19 protein-coding genes are annotated in these 20,648 nt (G+C 42.5%); 12 read left to right on the forward strand and 7 right to left on the reverse strand.

What is annotated here, in order from left to right:
- Window positions 1-29 precede the first annotated feature (29 nt).
- From G3569_RS07925 to G3569_RS07945, 5 genes are all read right to left on the reverse strand, one after another.
- Complete coding sequence (locus G3569_RS07925; RefSeq protein WP_165267900.1) at window positions 30-1,424, reverse strand: class II fumarate hydratase; 1,395 nt, start codon at window positions 1,422-1,424, stop codon at window positions 30-32.
- Window positions 1,425-1,586: 162 nt separating this feature from the next.
- Window positions 1,587-2,720 (reverse strand): N-acetyltransferase, encoded by a 1,134-nt coding sequence (locus tag G3569_RS07930; RefSeq protein ID WP_205720083.1) that lies wholly within the window; start codon window positions 2,718-2,720, stop codon window positions 1,587-1,589.
- A gap of 3 nt (window positions 2,721-2,723) precedes the next feature.
- Window positions 2,724-3,968 (reverse strand): aminotransferase class I/II-fold pyridoxal phosphate-dependent enzyme, encoded by a 1,245-nt coding sequence (locus G3569_RS07935; protein WP_165267840.1) that lies wholly within the window; start codon window positions 3,966-3,968, stop codon window positions 2,724-2,726.
- Window positions 3,969-4,074: 106 nt separating this feature from the next.
- On the reverse strand, window positions 4,075-5,196 hold the full coding sequence (locus G3569_RS07940) for a glycosyltransferase family 4 protein (protein ID WP_350356554.1): 1,122 nt from the start codon (window positions 5,194-5,196) through the stop codon (window positions 4,075-4,077).
- 25 nt (window positions 5,197-5,221) lie between these two features.
- Window positions 5,222-6,376: a glycosyltransferase family 4 protein gene (locus tag G3569_RS07945; protein ID WP_165267842.1), complete on the reverse strand. Its 1,155-nt coding sequence runs from the start codon at window positions 6,374-6,376 to the stop codon at window positions 5,222-5,224.
- 193 nt (window positions 6,377-6,569) lie between these two features.
- On the opposite strand from G3569_RS07945, the gene G3569_RS07950 reads away from it, so the two are divergent.
- The 12 genes from G3569_RS07950 (at window position 6,570) to rpsU (ending at window position 17,996) form a co-directional block, all read left to right on the forward strand.
- Window positions 6,570-7,544: an NAD-dependent epimerase/dehydratase family protein gene (locus G3569_RS07950; protein ID WP_165267844.1), complete on the forward strand. Its 975-nt coding sequence runs from the start codon at window positions 6,570-6,572 to the stop codon at window positions 7,542-7,544.
- Window positions 7,545-7,548: 4 nt separating this feature from the next.
- Complete coding sequence (locus tag G3569_RS07955) at window positions 7,549-9,114, forward strand: putative Ig domain-containing protein (protein ID WP_205720084.1); 1,566 nt, start codon at window positions 7,549-7,551, stop codon at window positions 9,112-9,114.
- Window positions 9,115-9,160: 46 nt separating this feature from the next.
- Window positions 9,161-10,255 (forward strand): A/G-specific adenine glycosylase, encoded by a 1,095-nt coding sequence (gene mutY / locus G3569_RS07960; RefSeq protein ID WP_240894651.1) that lies wholly within the window; start codon window positions 9,161-9,163, stop codon window positions 10,253-10,255.
- Window positions 10,256-10,610: 355 nt separating this feature from the next.
- Window positions 10,611-11,450 (forward strand): TIGR02757 family protein, encoded by an 840-nt coding sequence (locus G3569_RS07965; protein WP_165267848.1) that lies wholly within the window; start codon window positions 10,611-10,613, stop codon window positions 11,448-11,450.
- 145 nt (window positions 11,451-11,595) lie between these two features.
- On the forward strand, window positions 11,596-12,915 hold the full coding sequence (locus G3569_RS07970; protein WP_165267850.1) for a hypothetical protein: 1,320 nt from the start codon (window positions 11,596-11,598) through the stop codon (window positions 12,913-12,915).
- Between the two features lie 94 nt (window positions 12,916-13,009).
- The gene (locus G3569_RS07975) at window positions 13,010-13,708 is read left to right on the forward strand and encodes a hypothetical protein (RefSeq protein WP_165267852.1); all 699 of its coding nucleotides are present in this window, start codon (window positions 13,010-13,012) and stop codon (window positions 13,706-13,708) included.
- A gap of 5 nt (window positions 13,709-13,713) precedes the next feature.
- Window positions 13,714-14,319 carry a hypothetical protein gene (locus G3569_RS07980; RefSeq protein ID WP_165267854.1) on the forward strand — a complete coding sequence of 202 codons (606 nt, stop codon included), beginning with the start codon at window positions 13,714-13,716 and terminating at the stop codon, window positions 14,317-14,319.
- Window positions 14,320-14,472: 153 nt separating this feature from the next.
- The gene (locus G3569_RS07985) at window positions 14,473-15,159 is read left to right on the forward strand and encodes a hypothetical protein (protein WP_165267856.1); all 687 of its coding nucleotides are present in this window, start codon (window positions 14,473-14,475) and stop codon (window positions 15,157-15,159) included.
- Window positions 15,160-15,165: 6 nt separating this feature from the next.
- Window positions 15,166-15,768, forward strand: a complete 603-nt coding sequence (locus G3569_RS07990) for a hypothetical protein (protein WP_165267858.1) — start codon at window positions 15,166-15,168, stop codon at window positions 15,766-15,768.
- 132 nt (window positions 15,769-15,900) lie between these two features.
- On the forward strand, window positions 15,901-16,515 hold the full coding sequence (locus G3569_RS07995; RefSeq protein WP_205720085.1) for a hypothetical protein: 615 nt from the start codon (window positions 15,901-15,903) through the stop codon (window positions 16,513-16,515).
- Between the two features lie 613 nt (window positions 16,516-17,128).
- Window positions 17,129-17,329, forward strand: coding sequence for a hypothetical protein (locus tag G3569_RS08000; protein WP_165267862.1), 201 nt, complete (start codon window positions 17,129-17,131; stop codon window positions 17,327-17,329).
- A 472-nt stretch (window positions 17,330-17,801) separates the two neighbouring features.
- Complete coding sequence (rpsU, locus tag G3569_RS08005) at window positions 17,802-17,996, forward strand: 30S ribosomal protein S21 (RefSeq protein ID WP_138430508.1); 195 nt, start codon at window positions 17,802-17,804, stop codon at window positions 17,994-17,996.
- Between the two features lie 30 nt (window positions 17,997-18,026).
- Here rpsU and radA read toward each other — a convergent pair whose 3' ends face one another.
- Both radA and G3569_RS08015 read right to left on the reverse strand, forming a co-directional pair.
- A complete protein-coding gene (radA, locus tag G3569_RS08010; RefSeq protein ID WP_165267864.1) occupies window positions 18,027-19,397 on the reverse strand; it encodes a DNA repair protein RadA in 1,371 nt (456 codons plus the stop codon).
- The gene (locus G3569_RS08015; RefSeq protein WP_240894653.1) at window positions 19,397-20,497 is read right to left on the reverse strand and encodes a lysylphosphatidylglycerol synthase transmembrane domain-containing protein; all 1,101 of its coding nucleotides are present in this window, start codon (window positions 20,495-20,497) and stop codon (window positions 19,397-19,399) included. Before G3569_RS08015 ends, radA begins: the two co-directional genes overlap by 1 nt.
- Window positions 20,498-20,648 lie beyond the last annotated feature (151 nt).

The following is a 20,648-nucleotide window of genomic DNA, read 5'->3' on the forward strand; positions in this document are numbered from 1 at the left end:
ATGGCAGTACAATGTTGCGACTAGCCGCGTTACTCCATAAATCCTCCCTTCGTCATCTTAATAGGATCAAGCGCCTCATCAAGTTCTGTGTCGCTCAAGTCGGTCATTTCGCGCGCTACTTCTTTAACCGGTCGTTCTTCTTTAAAGGCCTTTTTGGCAATTTTAGCAGCTTTGTCGTACCCGATAAGCGGATTTAACGCGGTAACAAGTACCGGATTACGTCCTACCATATCAGCAATCTTTTCCCGGTTAACGTTCAGTCGAGAAACAGACCGTTCGGCAAAATTATCTGCAGCATTGCTCAATATCTCAATTGATTCCAGCAGGTTGTGTGCTACTACCGGTAACATTACGTTAAGTTCAAAGTTACCCGATTGTCCTGCTACCGTAATCGTTGAGTCATTACCTATCACTTGAGCACATACCATTGTTATAGACTCTTCAATTACAGGATTTATTTTACCAGGCATAATGGATGATCCCGGCTGCAGTGCTTCCAACTGAATTTCACCGATGCCGCTGTTAGGGCCGGAGTTCATCCAGCGCAGGTCATTACCTATTTTCATCAACCCAACAGCAATCGTTTTAAGCTGACCACTTAGTTCGACCGGTGCATCTACTGTTGCCTGTGCTTCAAAATGGTTTTCTGCTTCTTTAAAATCAATTCCTGTCTCTTCAGATAATGCTTCAGCCACTTTGCTGCCAAACTCAGGGTTTGTATTCAGTCCTGTACCTACAGCAGTACCACCTTGCGGCAGCTCTGTCATGCGATCTAGCGCCGCTTCTAATCGTTCAATACCGAGCTCAATTTGTCGTGCATAGCCCTGGAACTCCTGTTCAATGGTAACAGGCATGGCATCCATCAGGTGCGTACGGCCCGTCTTGGCTACATCAGAAAACTCAGCACCTTTTTCTAAAAATGCTTCTTTAAGCTTTTGAAGCGCCGGGATGAGGTTATTTGAAACCCCCAATACAGCCGCCACTCTTATGGATGTTGGGATCACGTCGTTCGAGCTTTGCCCGTAATTCACGTGATCGTTGGGATGAATTTCGACGTCGCCGCCACCATCCTTGAGCTCATTAGCCCGCCGAGAAATAATTTCATTGGAGTTCATATTGGTAGAGGTCCCCGAACCCGTCTGGAAAATATCGATGGGGAAATCATCATCGTGTTTTCCATCAATAACTTCCTGGGCCGCCTTCTGGATGGCATCGGTAATGCCGCTATCCAGTTCGCCCAGTGCGTGGTTCACTTTGGCTGCATTCTTTTTCACCATCCCTAATGCTTGAATAAAAGAACGGCTGAAACGAATACCGCTTACGGGAAAGTTGTCAACGGCACGTTGTGTTTGTGCGCCGTAATAAGCGTTTTTGGGCACTTCTACTTCTCCCATAGAATCGGTTTCAATACGAGACTCACTCATAATCTCTAAATAATTTTGATCAAAATTTCCTTTTCCTCGTTTTTTTAGCTTGCCTAAACGAGCACTCAAAGGTAGGAAATTTTTGGGAGATTTCGGAGTTTTGAAAAGGACTTTTATTTAAGTACCTAAAAAGGTTAATCCGAAAGGAAAAATAAGAAAATTTTATAAGGTTTTGGCGTACATTCGATAGGTCTTTTCAATATTGGCACCAATTTTTTTGGCAACTTGGATCATTGGGGTATTGGTCTCGAGAACCCAACTGAGTTCTGATGAACGGTATCCTACTTCTCTTGTATTTATAAGAGCTTCCTTATGGAGCATTGCATCAATACCCTTGCCTTGATATTTCGGAAGAACCCCCATCAATGCGGTACGCAACCGGTCTATGTTCCTGCGGTGCCATAGCAGTTTAAAAATACCTGTCGGAAATAACGTTCCATCCATATGTCGTAAAGCTTGGTTTAAATCGGGCAACGCTATAGAAAAAGCTACCGGCTCATCATCGATTTCAACAATATGAGCCCCCTTGGGATCCAAAATAAGCTTGAGGTCTTTGGCCAGATCTAATAATTCTTCATTTTTAAGCGGTATAAATCCCCAGTTGTCAGACCATGCTTTATTAAAGATATGACGAATAATCTCTACTTCTTCCTCAATATTCTTTAAATCTACTTCTCGAATATTGAACTTTGGCAGACGTCGGCGTACAATCTCTTCGGCCCGGTACATCCTATGCAAGTCAATCTTGGAATGGTACGCACGAAAGGCATACATGTCGACCTCTTTGGTAAGGCCCGCATTCTTAAGCAGCCTATCATAATAGGGCTTATGATAGGGCATCATAATGCTGGGATAATACTCAAAGCCATCTACCAGTATTCCAACCTCATCCATCATACTGGGGTTAGAGGGGCCCAATATGTCGGTATGCCCACGTTCGCAAAGCCAATCGGATGCTACCTTTATTAATAAGTTGGCTACTGACTGGTCGTCAATGCACTCAAAAAATCCGAAAAAACCGGTATTGTTATCGTGATGTTTGTTGTAACGGCGATCTTGAATGGCAGCTATACGGCCACAAATCTCTCCATCCTGTTCAGCAAGAAAGAGAGCAATATTTCCCTCATCATAAAAAGGATTATTCTCCTCATCTATGAGCTTCTTCTGTTCCATCTTAAGAGGAGCAACCCATTTCTCCTCATCCGAGTAGTGCTCGTAAGGAAAGTTTATAAACTGCTTCCGCTCTTGCTTAGTGGTAGCAAGGGTTATTCCATTTATCTGCTGTACGTCTTCCACGATCTATTCGTTTTCCAAAAGCGAGTGGCCATTCTGATCAATAATCCCCTGCTCAATACCAACCTTGCGAAAAGCTTCTAAAATTCTATTGAGATGGTCATCGGTATGAGTAGCCATATAACTGGTACGGACAAGAGATTGCCCACGCGGTACTCCCGGAGGCACAACGGCATTAACATAAACACCGGCCTCGAAAAGACCTTTCCAAAATTCAAAGCAATCGATCATTTCGCCAATAACCACCGGAATAATCGGAGTTTGGCTGCTCCAAACATTAAAGCCCATATCCCGAAGCGAATTACGCATATAATCAGAAATCTCCTCAAGACGATCAAGCCTCCATGTTTCTTCCTGAAGTATTTCAAGTGCTTTCAATACTGTAGCTACATTAGCGGGCGGCATTGATGCACTAAAGATATGTGCCGGCGAATTATGACGGATATATTCGATAACCTCATAATCTCCTACCAAGAAACCACCCAGCGATGCAAAGGATTTAGAAAAGGTTCCACTAATAAGATCCACCTCATCCATCAATCCGTACGTAGAAGCCGAACCTCGTCCGCCTTCACCAACAACACCGATAGCATGGGCATCGTCGAGATACAAACGAGCATCATGCTCATTCTTAAGTTTCACGAGCTCGTCAACTTTGGCTATAGTCCCCGACATGGAGAAAACGCCATCACTGACAATAATCTTTCCGGCTTCCCGGTCGGCTCTTTGTAATAATTTTTCCAGTTGTTCCAGGTCGTTATGCTGGTATCGCATCGTTTTTGCATTCGACACCAGTGTTCCCGAAACAATACAGGCATGGTTATCTTTATCGGAGAAAATAACATCTCGTCGCCCGGCAATAGTCTGGATAGAACCTTCATTAGTTTGGTACCCGGTACTAAAGAGAACACATGCATCTTTGCGCATAAATTCTGCAAGTTTCTCTTCAAGCTCCAGGTGCAGATCTAATGTCCCGTTCAAATAACGGGATCCTGTGCATCCTGTTCCATAGGTTTTAATAACTTCTCGCGCGGCTTCAATTACTCTGGGATCGTTTGTTAATCCAAGATAATTGTTAGAACCGGCCATTATTACTTCCCGTCCATCAATCTGAACGGTAGTACCATCAGTGGCTTGGAGAGGCTTAAAATAGGGATAAAGACCCTTTTCTTTAATTTCATCGGCTTTTGTAAAGTCATAAGCCTTTGAAAAAATATCGTTCGTTTTTACATCAGAATTGGATTCGGCCATTCGTCCTTTTTTCGGCTTTTTGAAAAGTGCTTATCAACGTAAATATACTTCCATATTGAGCATCAATCAAATTATGAATCAGATATTATAAATCGTGATTCTGAATTCAGAAGTGGTTTATTTTTTCATCTAAATAGTCAACATATTGCTGTGCCACATGTTGCCAACTAAACTGTTCCTGTACATAAGTACGGGTTCCCTTAGAAAATTGTTCCAGGGGACCTGTGAGCACTTCATCTATTTTAGCAGCAAAGGTTTCAGCATCCAGGGCCGGTACACGATAGCCATTTTTACCTTGGGTTATTACATCTTTAATACCCTCCAGGTTAGCCGCCACGGCAGGCGTCTCGGCCATATTCGCTTCCAACAACACAATACCGAAGCCCTCCATATCTCCCGGCACGGGCACATTTGGCATCACAAACAGGTCTGCCGCAGCATATGCTTGTTGTAACACTTCATCGGGCTGTCGACCCAGTATAAAAATACGATCACGAAAAGAAGTTCCTTCGGCAGCTTTAACGATACTATCATATTCGGGCCCATCGCCCACCGTTACATATACCACCCGTTCATCAAGCTTTGGCATAACTTCACGGATAAACCACTCGTGCCCTTTTCTTTTTACCATACGCCCCACTGTTAGTAACATTGTATGGCTTTCCAGGGGAATTCGAAAGTTCCGCTGCAGCCGATTGCGTGACTCCTTCTTGTCCGGAAAGTTGTTAAGCTTGTTGAAATCGAAACCATTGGGCAGTGCCACCCCTTTTTCCGGCTCCATCCCCCGCGCGATACATTCATCACGGGTAGCCCTCGATACTGAAATCACACCATCGAGGTTATCGAAAACCTTTGGCACAAACCATTGATAAGGTTTTACCGGTAAGGTAACATCGCGCCCGTGGTTAATGGTAACCATCGGTATTGTAATTTTATGACGGATAAAAAAGGCCAAGCTCGCCGTTACCATTGAAGAGAAAAGGATGATATCCGCATCAGACTCTCGGGCTTTATGCGGAAGTCTCATCATCTGTTTCAACAAGAAGCCAACAGTCTGAAAAGCGATCCTTCCTTTTTTTGCAACATTAATAGTTTCGGTAATAACTTCTACCGATTCTTTCCGATTTAATTCCTGTATTAACTGCTGGCTAACCCGCTGCATGCCACCAACGTTTTCAAGGATCTCTCCTTTTGGCGGATGGGTATGAGAAACGTATAATATTCGCACGTAATAACCTTTTAACTTATTAACACTAAAATTTGAGGGCAGGTCGTGGTTCTTTCAATGCTTCACGGTAGTTATCAAGCAACTTTCCGTTTACATTTTCCCACGAATAGGCAATGGCCTTTTGGCGGGCGGCCTCTCCCATCTCTTGCCAGAGGTCAGAATCATCTATCAGCTTAGCCACGCACTTGGCAAATCCCCTGGTATCCCGAGGGGGTGCTAAAAAGCCGTTAACCCCGGACTCTACCAACGACCGACTTCCGGTAGCATCAGCTACAACACAAGGTAAACCGCTAGACATTGCTTCAAGCGTTACATTGCCGAACGTTTCGGTTTCAGAGGGGAATAAGAAAATATCACTGCTGGCATAGGCACGGCTCAGCTCATCCCCGGTTACAAAACCGGTGAAATGAGCTTCGGGCAACATATGTTCGAGTTCCTTCTTGGCAGGCCCATCACCTACTATCATCGATTTTACATTATCGTGACTCTGCTGCAACCGTTTAACGGTATCCACAAAGGTTTGCAAATTCTTCTCCCAAACCAACCGCGACACAAAGGTCACAACCTTGTCATCATCCTCGAACCCAATCGAGCGTCGCCACTCCATATCCCGATAGCCGGGATTAAAATCATCTGTATTTACACCGCGCGCCCAAATACGGATTCCTTCATCAATTCCTTCTTCATTCAACTCATCGGCCATTGAAGGTGAAGGCACATAAATATGCTTACACTGGCTGTAGAACCATCCCAGGTATTTCCAGCCCAAGAGCTTCAACATCTCCAGGTTGTAATACTTTAAGTAGCTGGTAAAGTGGGTATGATAGGAAGCCACAATCTGGATATTATTGGCCTGTCCCCATCGCATTGCTCGAAATCCCAGCACATCAGGAGTAGCAAGATGAATAAGGGTGGGATCAAATTCTCGCAATCGCTTTTGAGCTCTTTCAGGGAACCCAACCGTAATACGATACTCGGGCCTGCCCGGTACCGGCACCGAAGGCACGGGTACAAACTCCCCCTCATGATCTATTTCGGGTTCATCAATAGTGGGGCCAAACACTAGAACCGGTATGCCTTTATCTTCTAAAAAAGCTACCAACCGGTTAAGCGTCAGTGAAACGCCATCCTGAATATGGTTATAATTTCCTGTGAATATTGCTACTCGTAGATCACTCATAAATTTTCCAATACATCATTGAGATTTGTATCTTAACCGTGCTTTTGAAAGATCGCAAATATAACAGTGTCGCACACGCAACACTAACTGGGTTTGGCCCGGCCAATGCTATATACTAAGGCAGCTTTTATGTGCTACCCAAACATATTTGTACTCACACAGTTTAATTAAGCCACCAAATATACAAAATTTGATGAAAGCCTTCGTAACCGGCGGAACAGGTTTTATTGGAAGTCACCTAGCAGACCATTTAATGGAATCAAATGACTACTCAGAGGTACGTTGCCTGATTAGAAACAATGAAAAATGGCTGAAAGGAAAACCCTTTACCCGTATTAAAGGCGATCTCGATGATCTGGCTGTGCTTAAAAAAGCCGTCAAAGATGTTGATGTTATTTTCCATATTGCCGGACGGGTTAAAGCCCCAACCTATGCCGACCTGGCCCATGCGAATGTAGACGCTACCGAAAACCTGCTTCGGATAGCGCAAAAAGAAGGAGTTCCTAAAGTTGTGGTTCTCTCTTCTCTTGCCGCCGCGGGCCCCAGCCAGAACGGCCCACTCAGTGAAGATGCTCCGATGAATCCCATCAGTAATTATGGTAAGTCGAAAAAACAGATGGAGCATGTGATACACGATCTTGCCGACGGAGAAACCTCCATTACAATCCTGCGTCCGCCGGCTGTGTATGGACCGCGCGAAGACCAGATCTACTCATTTTTTAAAATGGCCGACAAACGCCTATGCCCTATCATTGGCGATGGTAACCGACCTCGAATATCTATGATTTATGTGGGGGATGTTGTTAATGCTATCTTAAACGCAGCCGACCAACAAGAAAAAGGGGTGCACACCTATTTTATTACAGATGATACTATTCATACCTGGGATGAAATTCGCGGAACTACGGAAACGGTTTTAGGTAAAAAATCGGTACCCATTTATATTAAGCCGAAGTATGTTAAGAAGATCGCTAAAACAGTTGAAAAAACTGCATCATTTTTTGGCATTTATCCCGTTTTAAACAGGGAAAAAGCAAAAGAATTAATATTAGAATGGACTTGCTCCACTGAAAAAGCAAAAAACGAACTTGGGTATGAACCCGAATACTCACTCGGCGAAGGAATCTCTCGAACAATTCACTGGTATCAACGACATCATTGGTTATAATTTTATGAACAGATTTGTGTCTATACTATTTGGCATTTTACTTTTCACTGTCACTACTGTTGCTACTGCACAACCAACCCTTGAGAAGGATTATTCCTACGTGATGGAAATCCCATCCGTTATTACTATAGACAGTTCTCCGGCTCATCTCTACGTATTATCTGAAACCGAAGGGATGGCTGTTTTTCGCACCCAAAAAGATAGTTTACAGTGGCTCTATACCTCTACCGGTATGGCTCAGCGCGGCAATACAATGACAGCTGATATACGCTTTGCATACCTTTTTGGCAACAATAGACGATTTACCGTGCTGGAACCCACCTCGGTTCTTGGAGTTTATTCATCTACTCTTTTGCCCTCCAATCCTTTAGATGCCCAACGCATTGCCCAAAGTTTATATGTGGCTCTTGGAGATAAGGGGCTGGGCAAACTGTCGCTTAAAACACAGACCACAGTCGATTCAACAGTAACTTTTGTAAGTCGGTCAAAGCTAAGCGATACTTATATTCTAGACATTGAAACCTCTGGCAACCAACTTTTTGCGCTCTCCCGAGACCAAACGCTTTTTCAGTTTAAGCAAGATACCAAAGACAATACCACTATCCTGGAACAAGAGTTTGCTCTCTCTAAGCCATTGAACAAAATTTTTCTTGTCAATAATAACACCTTATACGGATCTGATGCGGACGGTAACATCTATGAAATTGACGGACAAGGCAACGTAGCTGCTCTCGGAACAATTGGAGAAACCGTCAACAAAATTGAAGCATGGAAAAACTGGCTTATCATCCGGGGTACCTCTAACAGACTTTGGACTTCATATAAAAACAGAAGTCCCAATCTCTGGAAAGAAGATCGCAAAGCCGGTAACTATATTACTATCTCTGAAGATACTTTTTGGCTGTGCGAATACAATCAGCTGAGTAGAATCATCATCTCTGAACAAGAGGATTCTCCGGCACAGAAAAATAAGTTGGAATCCAATTATTCAGGGAATTTAAACCTACAATCTATTTCAAATCAAAATATCCCACATGCCAAACCCCTGTTGGTTCCAATACAGTTCACAACAGAGGTACCCGCTAGTGCCGTAAAGATAACCTACCAATCCCAGGATATTAGCAATGCCGAACTAAGGGGACACAGTTTTTACTGGCGACCAACCTCCGACGACATAGGCCGTCATAATGTTAAGGTTATTGCCAGCACCAGTGGTGGGCAAACTGACAGCACTACCTTTACCATTAATGTTCGCTCTTTCAATTCGCCCCCGCGATTTGCCCCTATTCGTTCTATTACCATTCCTGTCGGCGAATCTTTTACACTGCCTGTTCAGGCTACGGACCCCGACGGCACAAACAAAAATCTCGTTCGCTTCCTCGGGGTAGATATGCCCGATGGCGCTTCCATTGATGAAACTACCGGGGAGTTTAAATGGACGCCGAAGGCCCGGCAAGTTGGAAAAAACAGTTTCCGTATTATTGCGACGGATCAATATGGAGCAGCTAAATCAGTTGATATTACAATAAACGTGATTGAAAGTATTGACCGTGGAACCTCGGGCAAATAATAGATTAGCTTTTAGTTCTTTTTAATTTTCTACTTCTTAAAATCCATTGAACAATATCGATTTTCAGGAACGACTGTTGGCTTGGTACGATAACAATAAGCGCGAAATGCCGTGGCGTGATTGTGGAGATCCCTATAAAATATGGATCTCTGAAATTATGCTTCAGCAAACGCGTGTAGATCAGGCCACTCCCTATTTTCATCGATTTATGGAACGCTTTCCAACGGTCGAAAGCCTGGCTAAAGCCGACCAACAAGAGGTGCTCAAGGTGTGGGAAGGCCTGGGATATTATAGCCGGGCCCGACATCTGCATGATGCTTCTAAGCTTGTAGCAGAAGAGTTTGACGGTACTGTGCCGGATAACTGGGATGACATCACCGAACTTAAAGGTGTGGGACCATACACGGCCTCAGCAATTTTGAGCATTGCATATCAGAAACAACATGCCGTTGTGGATGGAAACGTCATCCGTGTTTTAAGTAGGTATCTGGGCATTGAAAATGATGTCCGAAAAACAGCTACAAAAAATGCGATACAAGAAGCTGCCGATGAACGCATACCGGAAGAGCGGCCCGGTGACTTCAACCAGGCCGTAATGGAGTTGGGGGCCACGATCTGTACTCCCTCGAATCCCGACTGTGAAGGGTGCCCCCTGCAAGCTGGATGCGTAGCTTATAAAAAGGTTAAAACTGAGGAGATTCCATACAAATCCCCGGCCAAAAAACGCCCGCACCACCAAATTGGAGTAGGCATCATCATGAATGAGGATGAAGAAGTTCTTATTGCGCTACGTCCCGAAGATGCTATGCTGGGCGGCATGTGGGAATTCCCGGGCGGCAAGCAGGAAGAGGACGAAGATATGGAGGAAACGGTAGCTCGTGAACTAAATGAAGAGTTAGGAGTAGAGGTAGCAATTACAAAACCATTTATGAAGCTCGACCATGCCTATTCCCATTTTAAAATCACAATGCACGCTTACCTTTGTGAACTTGAGAACGGAACTCCCTCTCCAAATACCAGCCAAGAAGTACGATGGATCTCCATTGATGAACTGGAAGACTATCCCTTTCCAAAGGCCAATAGAAAGCTTACAAAAAAGTTGATGAACATCGACAAAGGCCAGCAAGAACTAGAAATATAGTCACCTTGTCATGCTGAACCATGTACTGAGTTTATCAGCCGAAGCCATACCCATACTTAAGGGTTCCAGAGGATTAGACCTTGGCATAGGTTGGCCTGTCTAAGTATCTCTTTCAGCATCTATTACTGGTTCAGGTTTGTAACCCAGTAATGAACTTACTTCCCTTATTTCCAGTCCCCCCACTGTGTAGCTAACATGTTTTTGAAACGCCTACTGGTTCAAGTTTGCAACTTGGACCAATAGTAAACCTGAACTCTAGTTTTAACATAGTTTTCTAATTTATTTTAGGGCTTTTTCAACCTATCTTCAGCCTGCACAATATCAGATAACTTTTTTTACAGCTGAATTACCTACCATGAGCCAAAAGCTCACCAAAAGATCTAAGCAACAAATCAAAAAGCTTAAACCTTTTCTTGATGAATGGGTAGAGCGCGTTGAAGAACCCAGCTATATTGATGATGATCCCGTGCTGTTTATGCACGCATTTAATGATAAGGAAGATCAGCTACTAGCCGGTTTTTTTGCTGCCACTATGGCCTGGGGACGTCGGGATATTGTGATTCGCAAAGTGCGCGATTTCTTAGACCGGATGGATAATCGACCTACCGAATTTATTACAAATTTTGCAGATCGCGATGCCAAACGCTTTGAGGGCTTCAAACATCGTACCTTCAAGCCTGTCGATATGAAGTGGTTGGTCAAAATACTGCAATCTATACTCCTTGAGTATGGCTCATTTCAAGATTTCTGGGCGTTTTGCCATCAACGAGCAACAGAAAATAGCAGGCCGCTGATGTCGGTGTTCCATGAGCAGTTCTTTGCCCAACATCCTGAAGCTCCACAACGGACCCGCAAACATGTTTCGAATGCCGATAAAAAGAGTTCTTGTAAACGCTTGTATCTCTACCTTCGCTGGGCCATCCGCAAAAAAAGTCCCGTGGATCTTGGTATTATGGATTTTATGCCTGCCTCAGAATTATATATCCCCCTCGATGTACACGTGGCCCGGCAGGCTCGTGCACTTGGACTATTAACCAGAACCTATAACGACTGGTGGGCGGTTGAAGAGCTGACTGACGCATTACGATTGCTTGATCCCAAAGACCCGGCGAAATATGATTATGCCCTATTTGGACTGGGGGTAGCTGAGGATGGTATCCCGGAGGAGTATATTTTGAATCCGAACGTACTATGACAAAATCAACCCATACATAACAACTGCATTAGTATTTTCTAACATCATTGATTATACTAGCTTCATAAAATATCATGGTAAATTAGCAGAAACCTCAAAGAGAGTTCCAAATAATATAAGAGGAACTACTTAAAACTTTACCATCATGGGAAAACTATATCCAATAAGTATAATCTTAGTATTAACTCTTTTTTTTAGTTCTTGCCAAGATAACTCTACCTCAATAAATCAAAAGACAAAAGAAGATAATGAACAAATTAAAACACCTTCTGTAGAAGGAAAATCGTTAGTATTTGATTCAAGTAATGATTTCAAAGGTTTTGTTCAAAACCTTCAACAGAAATCTTATGGCGAATTAGATAAATTTGTGAACCAAAAAGCACATGGTTTCACATCTCTAAAAATGGCTCAAGAACACATTCGAAAAAAGAAAAGTAAAAGTAACAGTCTTACCACTCAGGAAGAAAAAACTATGCACTTGAATGTTGAAGACCCAGCTTTTGCTAGTATCTTGAATAAAGATGGGGTATTTCAGGTCGGTAAACAGATATTCAAAATCACTAACAAGTATACCTATATCTTCAAAGACAAGGGGGCCTATCAGAATTTTCAACCTTCTAAGAAAAAATCATCCAATCCCAGCCTCTCTTATGTAAAACCTTGCGAGGAAATCCGACAAGAACCTATTCGGATAAGACAAGACGTTTATCGAGTGGAAAATTGCGGGGGAGGTGGCGGAGGATCGTATGACCCCGGAGACGATGACGATGAATACACTGACCCAAGTGACTTAGACCCCTATGCTAATCTTAGCAAAAAATATCCATCGAAAATAACTCAAGAATACAGAAGTGGTGGAACTAAGGGTCGATTAAAAGGGCAAACTTGGCATAGAGACTTTTTTGTTTATGAAAGCATTGGTGTTAAATCGGTTCATGAACGGCATACGTGGCTTAGATGGTGGAATCGAAAAGCAGAAAAAATCACAATAGCATCTTTTGCAAAATTTAGTTACGGAGAAGTAAAAATAAGCTTCTTGGATCTAAAAAATTCCTTTACGGTTAAACTCAGAGACGTTATATCCACGATACAATCATATCCAGCCAACCCAGTTACTAACTTACTTAATGATATTGAACAAATGAGTTCAAATTCTAAACTCACAAGGTATGGATATGATGCTCTTAACAGTCTTCAAGTTAAAATTGAAATAACCAAAAACAAAACAAGAGGGGAGGAGGTTTTTACATATGATATTGCCCCTAAAAATATTCAAGAAACATATTCTAAAGTTAAATATAATGCTAAAAAAATTCGCCATGTGTATGACTGGTCAACGGCCGTAATTAGTTATCCTCCAAATATCAAGGACGTGGTAGATTTCGAAATTGATCAAATTAGATCTAAACATACCCTAAAACATGATGGGTATCACTTTGGATTCATCACCGAAGAACGTTACTAATCATTTTTTTAAATAAAAAATCAATCCGTTGGGCGGCATGATAATCGCCCAATGGGTTCCTTAAATCACTCAAGTTTTAAAACTATTAAAGATTATGAAAAATAAGCTACTTACCTCTGGAATATTACTATTCTTATTTTTCTTTTTAACGAAAAGCCAGGCACAAACAACCTATAAGAGTGACCCTGGATTTTTTAGCCCTATTGTGGAATCATTATATCTACAAGGGGGATCTATTGGTGAAAATACCGTACTCGTTGGTCCGGCTTTAGGTTACCGCTTTAATAAAAATTACGATCTTACACTGCATACCGAATATTTATCTACAGAATTCAATGCTAACAATAAGTTTTCGATGCTAAATTTCGGTTTAATGTTTGGCCGCACTGACCATTTTTCTGACCATAATATGTTGCGTTCAGAACTCTCCGTTTATAAATCAGTAACACTAAACATCACAGGTCTGCCACCTTCTGTTCCCGATCCGAACCTTACAACAGCCAAACTAACATCCTCTTTTTACCGAAGCATAACCCTGTCTGATTCGGTCACACTGTTACCTAATGCCGGTGGATTTCTCGGATATGGCGATTATCAGCCCGCCGTTTCCTCTGCAACATTGCGACAGGGCTATGACGGATTTATATTGGGTCCCAGATTGGGTTTCGATATATTATTTCAATTTTCTAATTCATTTTATCTTGTTGTAAAGCCCGACTACCAGCTGCGAATTGATCCTAGTCAGGATACTTCAGAGGGTACGCTATTGTTTAATATTCAGCTCAATTTTTAATAGATATGCGCTATACCATTTGTATTCTTGTATTTTTGGGCTGTGCATTTACTTCAGCATATGCACAACATTATCCCCTCAAGATAAATGCCAAAGTAAACGCAAATCCCAACTTCAAAATAAACAGCGTAACTAATGGTGGTTCATCACAAGGCCTGGGTCTTCTTTTCTCAAACTTAAATAAATATCCGGTCGAATTTGGACTTGTAATGCAACGGGGTTACAACTCATCTGTGCAATTCTCTTTCGGCTTAACATTAGCATACGTGCTTGTTGGTTTTAATAATAACTGGTTAAAAACCGGTTTAGAAGTAAGCCGATTTCATTTAAAAAAGTACCGCTATGAAGATGATATGGTTGGAGATGTTATGGAGGATGATCGACCTACCTCGTTTAAACCTTACCTTGAATGGGAATGGGGCATTGGTCAATCATTCTCCCTGTTTATTCATAGCGGTTATCGACTAACACTGAGTCAAACCAAAACGATTACCGAAATATTATCACGAAATGCCGATGGTACTGTCCAAAGGTTTCGAACTAAAGAAGAAACAAACTTTTACAGTTCTGGGTTTGAGGGAGGCATTGGTATAAACATAAAATTATATTAATACCATATTTTACTTTTGGAGTTTGATAAATCATCTATTTATTCAGCCTCAGAATTTGAATTCGGAGCGGGGATCAATCTGATTCTTTAAAAATCCATCTTCAAAAGATAATAGTTCACAAACTATAAAAGACTAAAATAAATCATCTATTCCATGAGAAAACTACTGCTTACACTGTCGATTTTTCTTTTCACAATTACTGCCTTTGCCCAAACCACCTATAAAAAAGATTCCGGTTTCTTTACCCCTATTGTAAAATCACTGTATCTGCGCGGGGGAGTTTTTGAAGATGCCCAACTTATCGGACCTGCGGTGGGTTATCGCTTCAATGAAACCTATGACGTAACGCTGCATACCGAGTTTCTGTCTAATGAATATAAATTCGGTTTTAGACCAACTCTCAAAACGAGCCTGCTTAATATTGGAGTTATTTTGGGGCGTACTGCTGATCTTTCTGATCGTTTCTTGCTGCGCTCGGAGCTGTCTCTTTATCAAGCTATAACGCTTAATACGGAAGCATATAATAATATTTCGAAACCGTCGCTGACATCCGGGATGGTTTCTTCTTCCTTATTTTGGGATATCCCTTTATCCAAGTCCGTCTCTCTGCTACCAAATCTCGGAGCTTTTTTGGGATATGGAAATTATTCGGCACCATACAGCACGGCACGTTTGCGACAGGGATTTGATGGATTTATTATTGGCCCCAAAGTAGGTTTTGACGTACCCTTCAACCTGTCAGACTCTTTCTACCTGGTAGTAAATCCGAAGGTCAATATTCCGTTAAATAAAGAGGAGTACGGGAGCACTTTGTTATTTAACGTTCAACTAAACTTTTGACAGTTTATGCGTTTGCTGATCATCAGTATTGCTCTCATCTTAGTAGCCCCCAACCTACATGCTCAGGAGCACAAGGGGTCCTTACTCAGCTTTCAACAAAAAACAACCCCCAACTTTGAGCTCTATGGCCAACACCATACTGGGCTTAGCCCCTGGGAACTGGAAGCTTCCGCTTATAATAGTGAGATTAGTCCCATTGAGGCTGGAGCCTATCTTTCCAGCGGCTATCCCTCATATATAGCAATTTCGTACGGACTAAATTTGGCTTACCTGTATCCAATTAACAGTTCACAACTACTGAAGGCGGGTATTAATGTTGGACGTTTTAAAATGAATTCATTTGATGACACCGTCGAAGTTGGGGCTGTATTGGAAGATGAATTTCACGAATCTTTTAAACCTTTCGTAGAGTGGCAGTGGAATTTTTCAAAATATATAAGTCTATTTGCACAAGCAGGATACCGGTTTCTACGCACCGAAACCGAGACAGTAAAAAAGATTCTATCTCGCTATGAAAATGGCCTGGTGAAATCATACCGCGTATCCCATAACACTGACTTCTATGGCTCCGGTTTTGAGCTGGGTGTTGGAGTAAGCTTAAGACTGTAATAATTACAGATAATAGCAGTTTCGGATCTATCGTAAACCTATTGAGGATAACTTTTATCGCTATTATGATTTTGCAAAAGCCTGATCAGTTATAGTCTCATACGTAACTTAACTAAAGACTCCACATCTACCATGCGCTCATTATTTATTTTAGTCTTATTTCTAGCCAGTATAAGTGTTCAGGCGCAGTCAGTTAAATCGAAGATTGGTATTCAAACCATCCATATGCCAAAGCTAAAGGTACAAGAAGCTTCTGAGCACAACGTACAAGCTGTTGGCTTACGGTGGACAATCTCTGACTATGATGGACTGCCCTATGAGCTTGGGTTTCACTTTTTTATAGGCTACGGCCGTGTTGCCAGTGGTTCTTTGGGACTTAGATTGGCATACATCTTTGGAGAACCCAATACAACAAATGTTAAACTTGGCTTAAGCTTTAGCAAAATAGACCTTAATGATGTGGATGTTGAGAAAAAAGGATTCGGTCCTCATGTAGGAGACGTTAATTTTACCTCAAGGGGAAATGTGTTCAAACCATTTATTGAGTTTGAGTGGGATTTCTTACGATTTAGTTCCATTTTCGTACGATCCGGCTATCGAATTATTAATGGCCAAAAATCAACCATCACATCTGTTGACCCTACTACTGACCCCTCCTCCAATAAAACAGAGGTTGAACGGCGAGATACCTTTTTCTTTTCGGCAGCCGGTTTTGAGTTCGGAGCAGGAATTAGTCTGATTTTTTAGAAGGGGCCAATATTTGAGGGGAATAACTTTTATCCCCTAAACGATTCGTCGGACGACAACCCCAGTCGCCTGACGAAAGATAGTGCAAAGCCAACAGATGAAACTTCTGAATGTTGCAAGTTGTATCATGGCCGAGCTGGAAGCACGGCCTACATTTCAAATGCCTCCCAGACTGTTTTATGATGTATATCCTTAGGATTCAACACGAACCTCAATGAAAGAACCCCATCCGCTAGTTGTCGAACAGGATGACATTTCTTTCAATATGGTTTCCAATCGGGGGTCTGGGGTGAATCGCGGGAAAAGCGTGTTAATAGCACCTAATGAGACAGAGCAGTACTCGATCTCATTGTTTTAACTAGAACAAAATCTACGATTCCCCCAGCAGTTTTTTCGTCTATTTTTTGCTGACAAAAAATGGACAACACATTTACTGGTGATTTGCATCAGTTATGTAATAATATATACTCATAAGTTACAAGCTTGCAAAAGATTGCCTGTTTCTTAACCACCCCACCTCGTACCTCAGCACTCCTCCTGCGGAGGGAATTTCACTTGCTCTTTAGCTCCTACCTGGGCTCAGAGAAACTGCTTTTTAAAACAACGTCCGTCATTGCGCCGTGCCCCGTTCTACGGGGAGGAGTACCGTGGTTTGGTGGTACGACGAGGCAACCTCCCTGAAACGATTGGTCGATATGTAAAGGTTACCCTTCAGATACTACGCGAACTTGCCCTCGGAGATTACTTCGTCGGCAAGCCTCCTCGTAATGACAGTGCTTTAGATGGGGAAAAGAGTTTCCCTCCCTGCTTGTAGGGAGGGATAAAGGGTGGGGCATAAAAGGGCTTTACAACACCTCCCTTTATATAATTCGTCGGACGACAACCCCAGTCGCCCGACGAAAGGTAGTGCTAATTCATCTAGAAGTTACATTTGGGAATGAGGCAAGGTATGGGTGTCTCGTGGCCGCACTGGAAGTACGGCCTACATTCTTTATCTGCAGAAAAGACACCTTAATTTGAGATATTATTCAGGAATACTCATTCTGAATCAAGACTTCTGTATTCTAAATATTTTAGAGGATGAACCCAGAATGGATCAGAAAAAGAGGGCTATGAGCGGGGATTAGAGATAAGTGTATTGCTATATTAACTCTAAGAACACTTGGAGCGGACCAAACTGGGGTTAAGAAATGATATACAACTTTTCTCTGTTATTATTATGCACATTAACAAAAAGATCCTTATATTTCGCGTCCGAGAATTGAAAGTAAAACAATTTTAGTTATATGGTTGGAGTTAAAGTAAAAGATAACGAAAGCATCGACCGAGCAGTCAATCGCTTTAAGAAATTGGTTGCCCGTTCACGAATTCTGAATGAATACAAAGATAATCAGCAGTATACGAAGCCTTCTAAAGAACGTCGTGAGGCTCTGAAGAAAAGTATTCGTGAACAGAAGCGTCGTAGTCGCCACCAGTATTAAGCACGATTTTTGTACAGAAGAGCTCTTTGGTTAATCCCGAAGGGCTTTTTTTATCGTGCTCATGATATTGCTAGTCCCTGTTATAGCTAATCCGTCTTCTTTTTGCGGATTATTCGCTTTGGGCACAATAGCATGTTTAAATCCGAGCTTTTGGATCTCTCCCAACCGGTGATCTACTTTATTCACGGCACGCACCTCTCCACCCAGCCCTACTTCACCGAGAAAAGCCATTTCATCTGAAATTGGTTTATCTACCAAACTGGAAACCAGCGCCAACATCACACCCAAATCGGCGGCGGGATCATTAACTTTCAATCCCCCGGCTATATTCAGGTACACATCCTGTCCGGAAAATTCATACCCTCCTCTCTTTTCCAAAACTGCCAATAATAGCGACAGGCGTTTGTAGTCAAAACCATTAGCAGTACGCTGGGGTGTTCCATAATTGCTGGGCGTTACCAGGGCCTGTACTTCTACCAACAAAGGACGAGACCCCTCAATAGAACAGATCACAGCATTTCCACTTACCGTGCTGTCATATTCCGACAAAAACAACTGCGAGGGATTAAGTACATCAATAAGCCCTGTTTGTTTCATCTCAAAAACCCCCACTTCTTGTGCCGGTCCAAAGCGGTTTTTAATACTCCGCAGCATGCGATAGTTGTAGTTGCTATCGCCCTCAAACTGCAGTACGGTGTCTACCATATGCTCCAATACCCGTGGACCGGCAATGGCTCCGTCCTTGGTAACATGTCCAATTACTAAAGTCGTGATGTCCTGCTTCTTAGCCAGTTGCTGCAACAAAGCGGCACACTCCTTCACCTGCTGTACGCTACCCGCCATACTGGTAAGCTCGGTCCGATAGACCGTTTGGATAGAATCAACGATAAGCAGATCGGGATCCAGCTTTTGTGCCTCTTTGATTACCTTATTAATATCGGTATCGGTATAGATATAAAAGTTATCCGAATCCACACCCAGCCGCTCGGCACGTTGTTTAATCTGACCGGCCGATTCTTCGCCGGCACAATATAAGATCTCCAAGTCGGGGTTGGACTTAGCAACCTGCAGGGTTAAGGTACTTTTTCCAATACCGGGATCCCCCCCAATGAGCACAAAGGATCCCGAAACAAATCCCCCGCCCAGCACCCGGTCAAACTCTTGAATATTACTCATAAACCGTTCTTGGGTATCTGAGTCAATTTCGTCGAGCTTTTGAGGGGATTGGGAGTCGGCAAGTCCATCAACTTTACCTTTATGCTCCTTTTCTGATTTCGTTTTACGCTCAACGGTAAACTCCTTAAAGGTATGCCAGGCACCGCAGTTGGGACAGTTCCCCAACCAGTTGGTGGAGGTATGCCCACAATCACCGCATACATATTGCATTCGATCTTTTGGCATCAGCTAATAGAGTCTGGAGATGAAATATCACTTTCTAATGTTTCGCGGGAATCCTTTTTATCACTCTTTAGCTCAACCACCGAGCGATTAATATACCAGGTAGTTGCCATCATGCCCAAGCCTACCGTGATGTAGTAACTGATTATACGCCATGCAAATACCGCTAAGCCAATAAAGGCTTTACGATCAATAAGCGGCCCTTGAAATATGGCAAATAACCCCTCTACCCCGCCGCTGCCTCCGGGAGTTGGCATTATTAAGAACGCTAAATTCATAGCTAAACTTCGCAGTGCAGATAAAATAACATCCGCCGGTAATAGACTTAACACTACAATAGTGGGAAGTGCAATTCGGCACAGCCACGACATGGTAGATAAGAAAAACGTTTTCAACAAAAAGCTGTTGGGTTTTTGGCGAAGTTCATGGGAATACTCTACCAGGTTATCCGTTTCTTTGCTAACCGGCTCTCTCCAACGTCGCAAAAGTGGCAGCTTAAATAAGAAGTTAACCACTTTCTTAATAGCATTGGGATTCTTAAGCACTCCATATGCCATTAAACCGGCATAACTCAATAATCCTATATAAAGCATCGCCATAGAAACATGCCCTACCATTCCTGTATTATTGGGCACTACCTCAAAAAAGATCCCGGAAATCAAAAGAATGGGCACCGCTAGTGCAAACCAAAGCTGATCGAGAAGAACGCTATACAAAATTATTGCTGTCGACTGGCCAACATTAAACCCTTCTTTGGTCATGGCATACGTTGCCATAGGAGCCCCGCCAATGGTAGAAGGGGTAATAGAAGAGGTAAAATCCCAGCTCAACATTACACGAAACGATGCTAACCAAGAGAGGGAGTTTTCTGAGAGTGCGCGAATTTTTGCTGCTGAAAACCATAATCGCATAAAAGATACGATAATAGCTATCACGATACCCGGCATACGCTTTAATTTAAGATGTTTTAGTACGCCGGGGGTATACGTCAGATAGATTAAGAATGCCATTGTGGCAATGCTCAACCCAATAGATATGAACAGATACTTTTTGGAAAAGTATTTATTTGGATTTTCCTGTATTTGGTCTTCGTTGTTAGACAAGAATAATCAATAATTATTAAAAATAGATACTCTCATAATAGTAAATATGAAGAGGAAATGAGAGTAGGTGTACTTATAAAACGTGTATTGAAATAAAAGGTTTCTACAAAAAAGGCCTTATGGAGACTCTTCCATAAGGCCTTACGAGAAA

The organism is Fodinibius halophilus, assembly GCF_011059105.1.
In the GTDB taxonomy this organism is placed as follows: Bacteria; Bacteroidota; Rhodothermia; order Balneolales; family Balneolaceae; genus Fodinibius; species Fodinibius halophilus.

What these genes read in the sequence shown, in the direction of transcription:
- G3569_RS07925 (WP_165267900.1), bottom strand. Translation starts at nt 1,424, where the DNA reads ATGAGTGAGTCTCGTATTGAAACCGATTCTATGGGAGAAGTAGAAGTG.
- G3569_RS07935 (WP_165267840.1), bottom strand. Translation starts at nt 3,968, where the DNA reads ATGGCCGAATCCAATTCTGATGTAAAAACGAACGATATTTTTTCAAAG.
- G3569_RS07945 (WP_165267842.1), bottom strand. Translation starts at nt 6,376, where the DNA reads ATGAGTGATCTACGAGTAGCAATATTCACAGGAAATTATAACCATATT.
- G3569_RS07950 (WP_165267844.1), top strand. Translation starts at nt 6,570, where the DNA reads ATGAAAGCCTTCGTAACCGGCGGAACAGGTTTTATTGGAAGTCACCTA.
- G3569_RS07955 (WP_205720084.1), top strand. Translation starts at nt 7,549, where the DNA reads ATGAACAGATTTGTGTCTATACTATTTGGCATTTTACTTTTCACTGTC.
- G3569_RS07965 (WP_165267848.1), top strand. Translation starts at nt 10,611, where the DNA reads ATGAGCCAAAAGCTCACCAAAAGATCTAAGCAACAAATCAAAAAGCTT.
- G3569_RS07970 (WP_165267850.1), top strand. Translation starts at nt 11,596, where the DNA reads ATGGGAAAACTATATCCAATAAGTATAATCTTAGTATTAACTCTTTTT.
- G3569_RS07975 (WP_165267852.1), top strand. Translation starts at nt 13,010, where the DNA reads ATGAAAAATAAGCTACTTACCTCTGGAATATTACTATTCTTATTTTTC.
- G3569_RS07980 (WP_165267854.1), top strand. Translation starts at nt 13,714, where the DNA reads ATGCGCTATACCATTTGTATTCTTGTATTTTTGGGCTGTGCATTTACT.
- G3569_RS07985 (WP_165267856.1), top strand. Translation starts at nt 14,473, where the DNA reads ATGAGAAAACTACTGCTTACACTGTCGATTTTTCTTTTCACAATTACT.
- G3569_RS07990 (WP_165267858.1), top strand. Translation starts at nt 15,166, where the DNA reads ATGCGTTTGCTGATCATCAGTATTGCTCTCATCTTAGTAGCCCCCAAC.
- G3569_RS07995 (WP_205720085.1), top strand. Translation starts at nt 15,901, where the DNA reads ATGCGCTCATTATTTATTTTAGTCTTATTTCTAGCCAGTATAAGTGTT.
- rpsU (WP_138430508.1), top strand. Translation starts at nt 17,802, where the DNA reads ATGGTTGGAGTTAAAGTAAAAGATAACGAAAGCATCGACCGAGCAGTC.
- radA (WP_165267864.1), bottom strand. Translation starts at nt 19,397, where the DNA reads ATGCCAAAAGATCGAATGCAATATGTATGCGGTGATTGTGGGCATACC.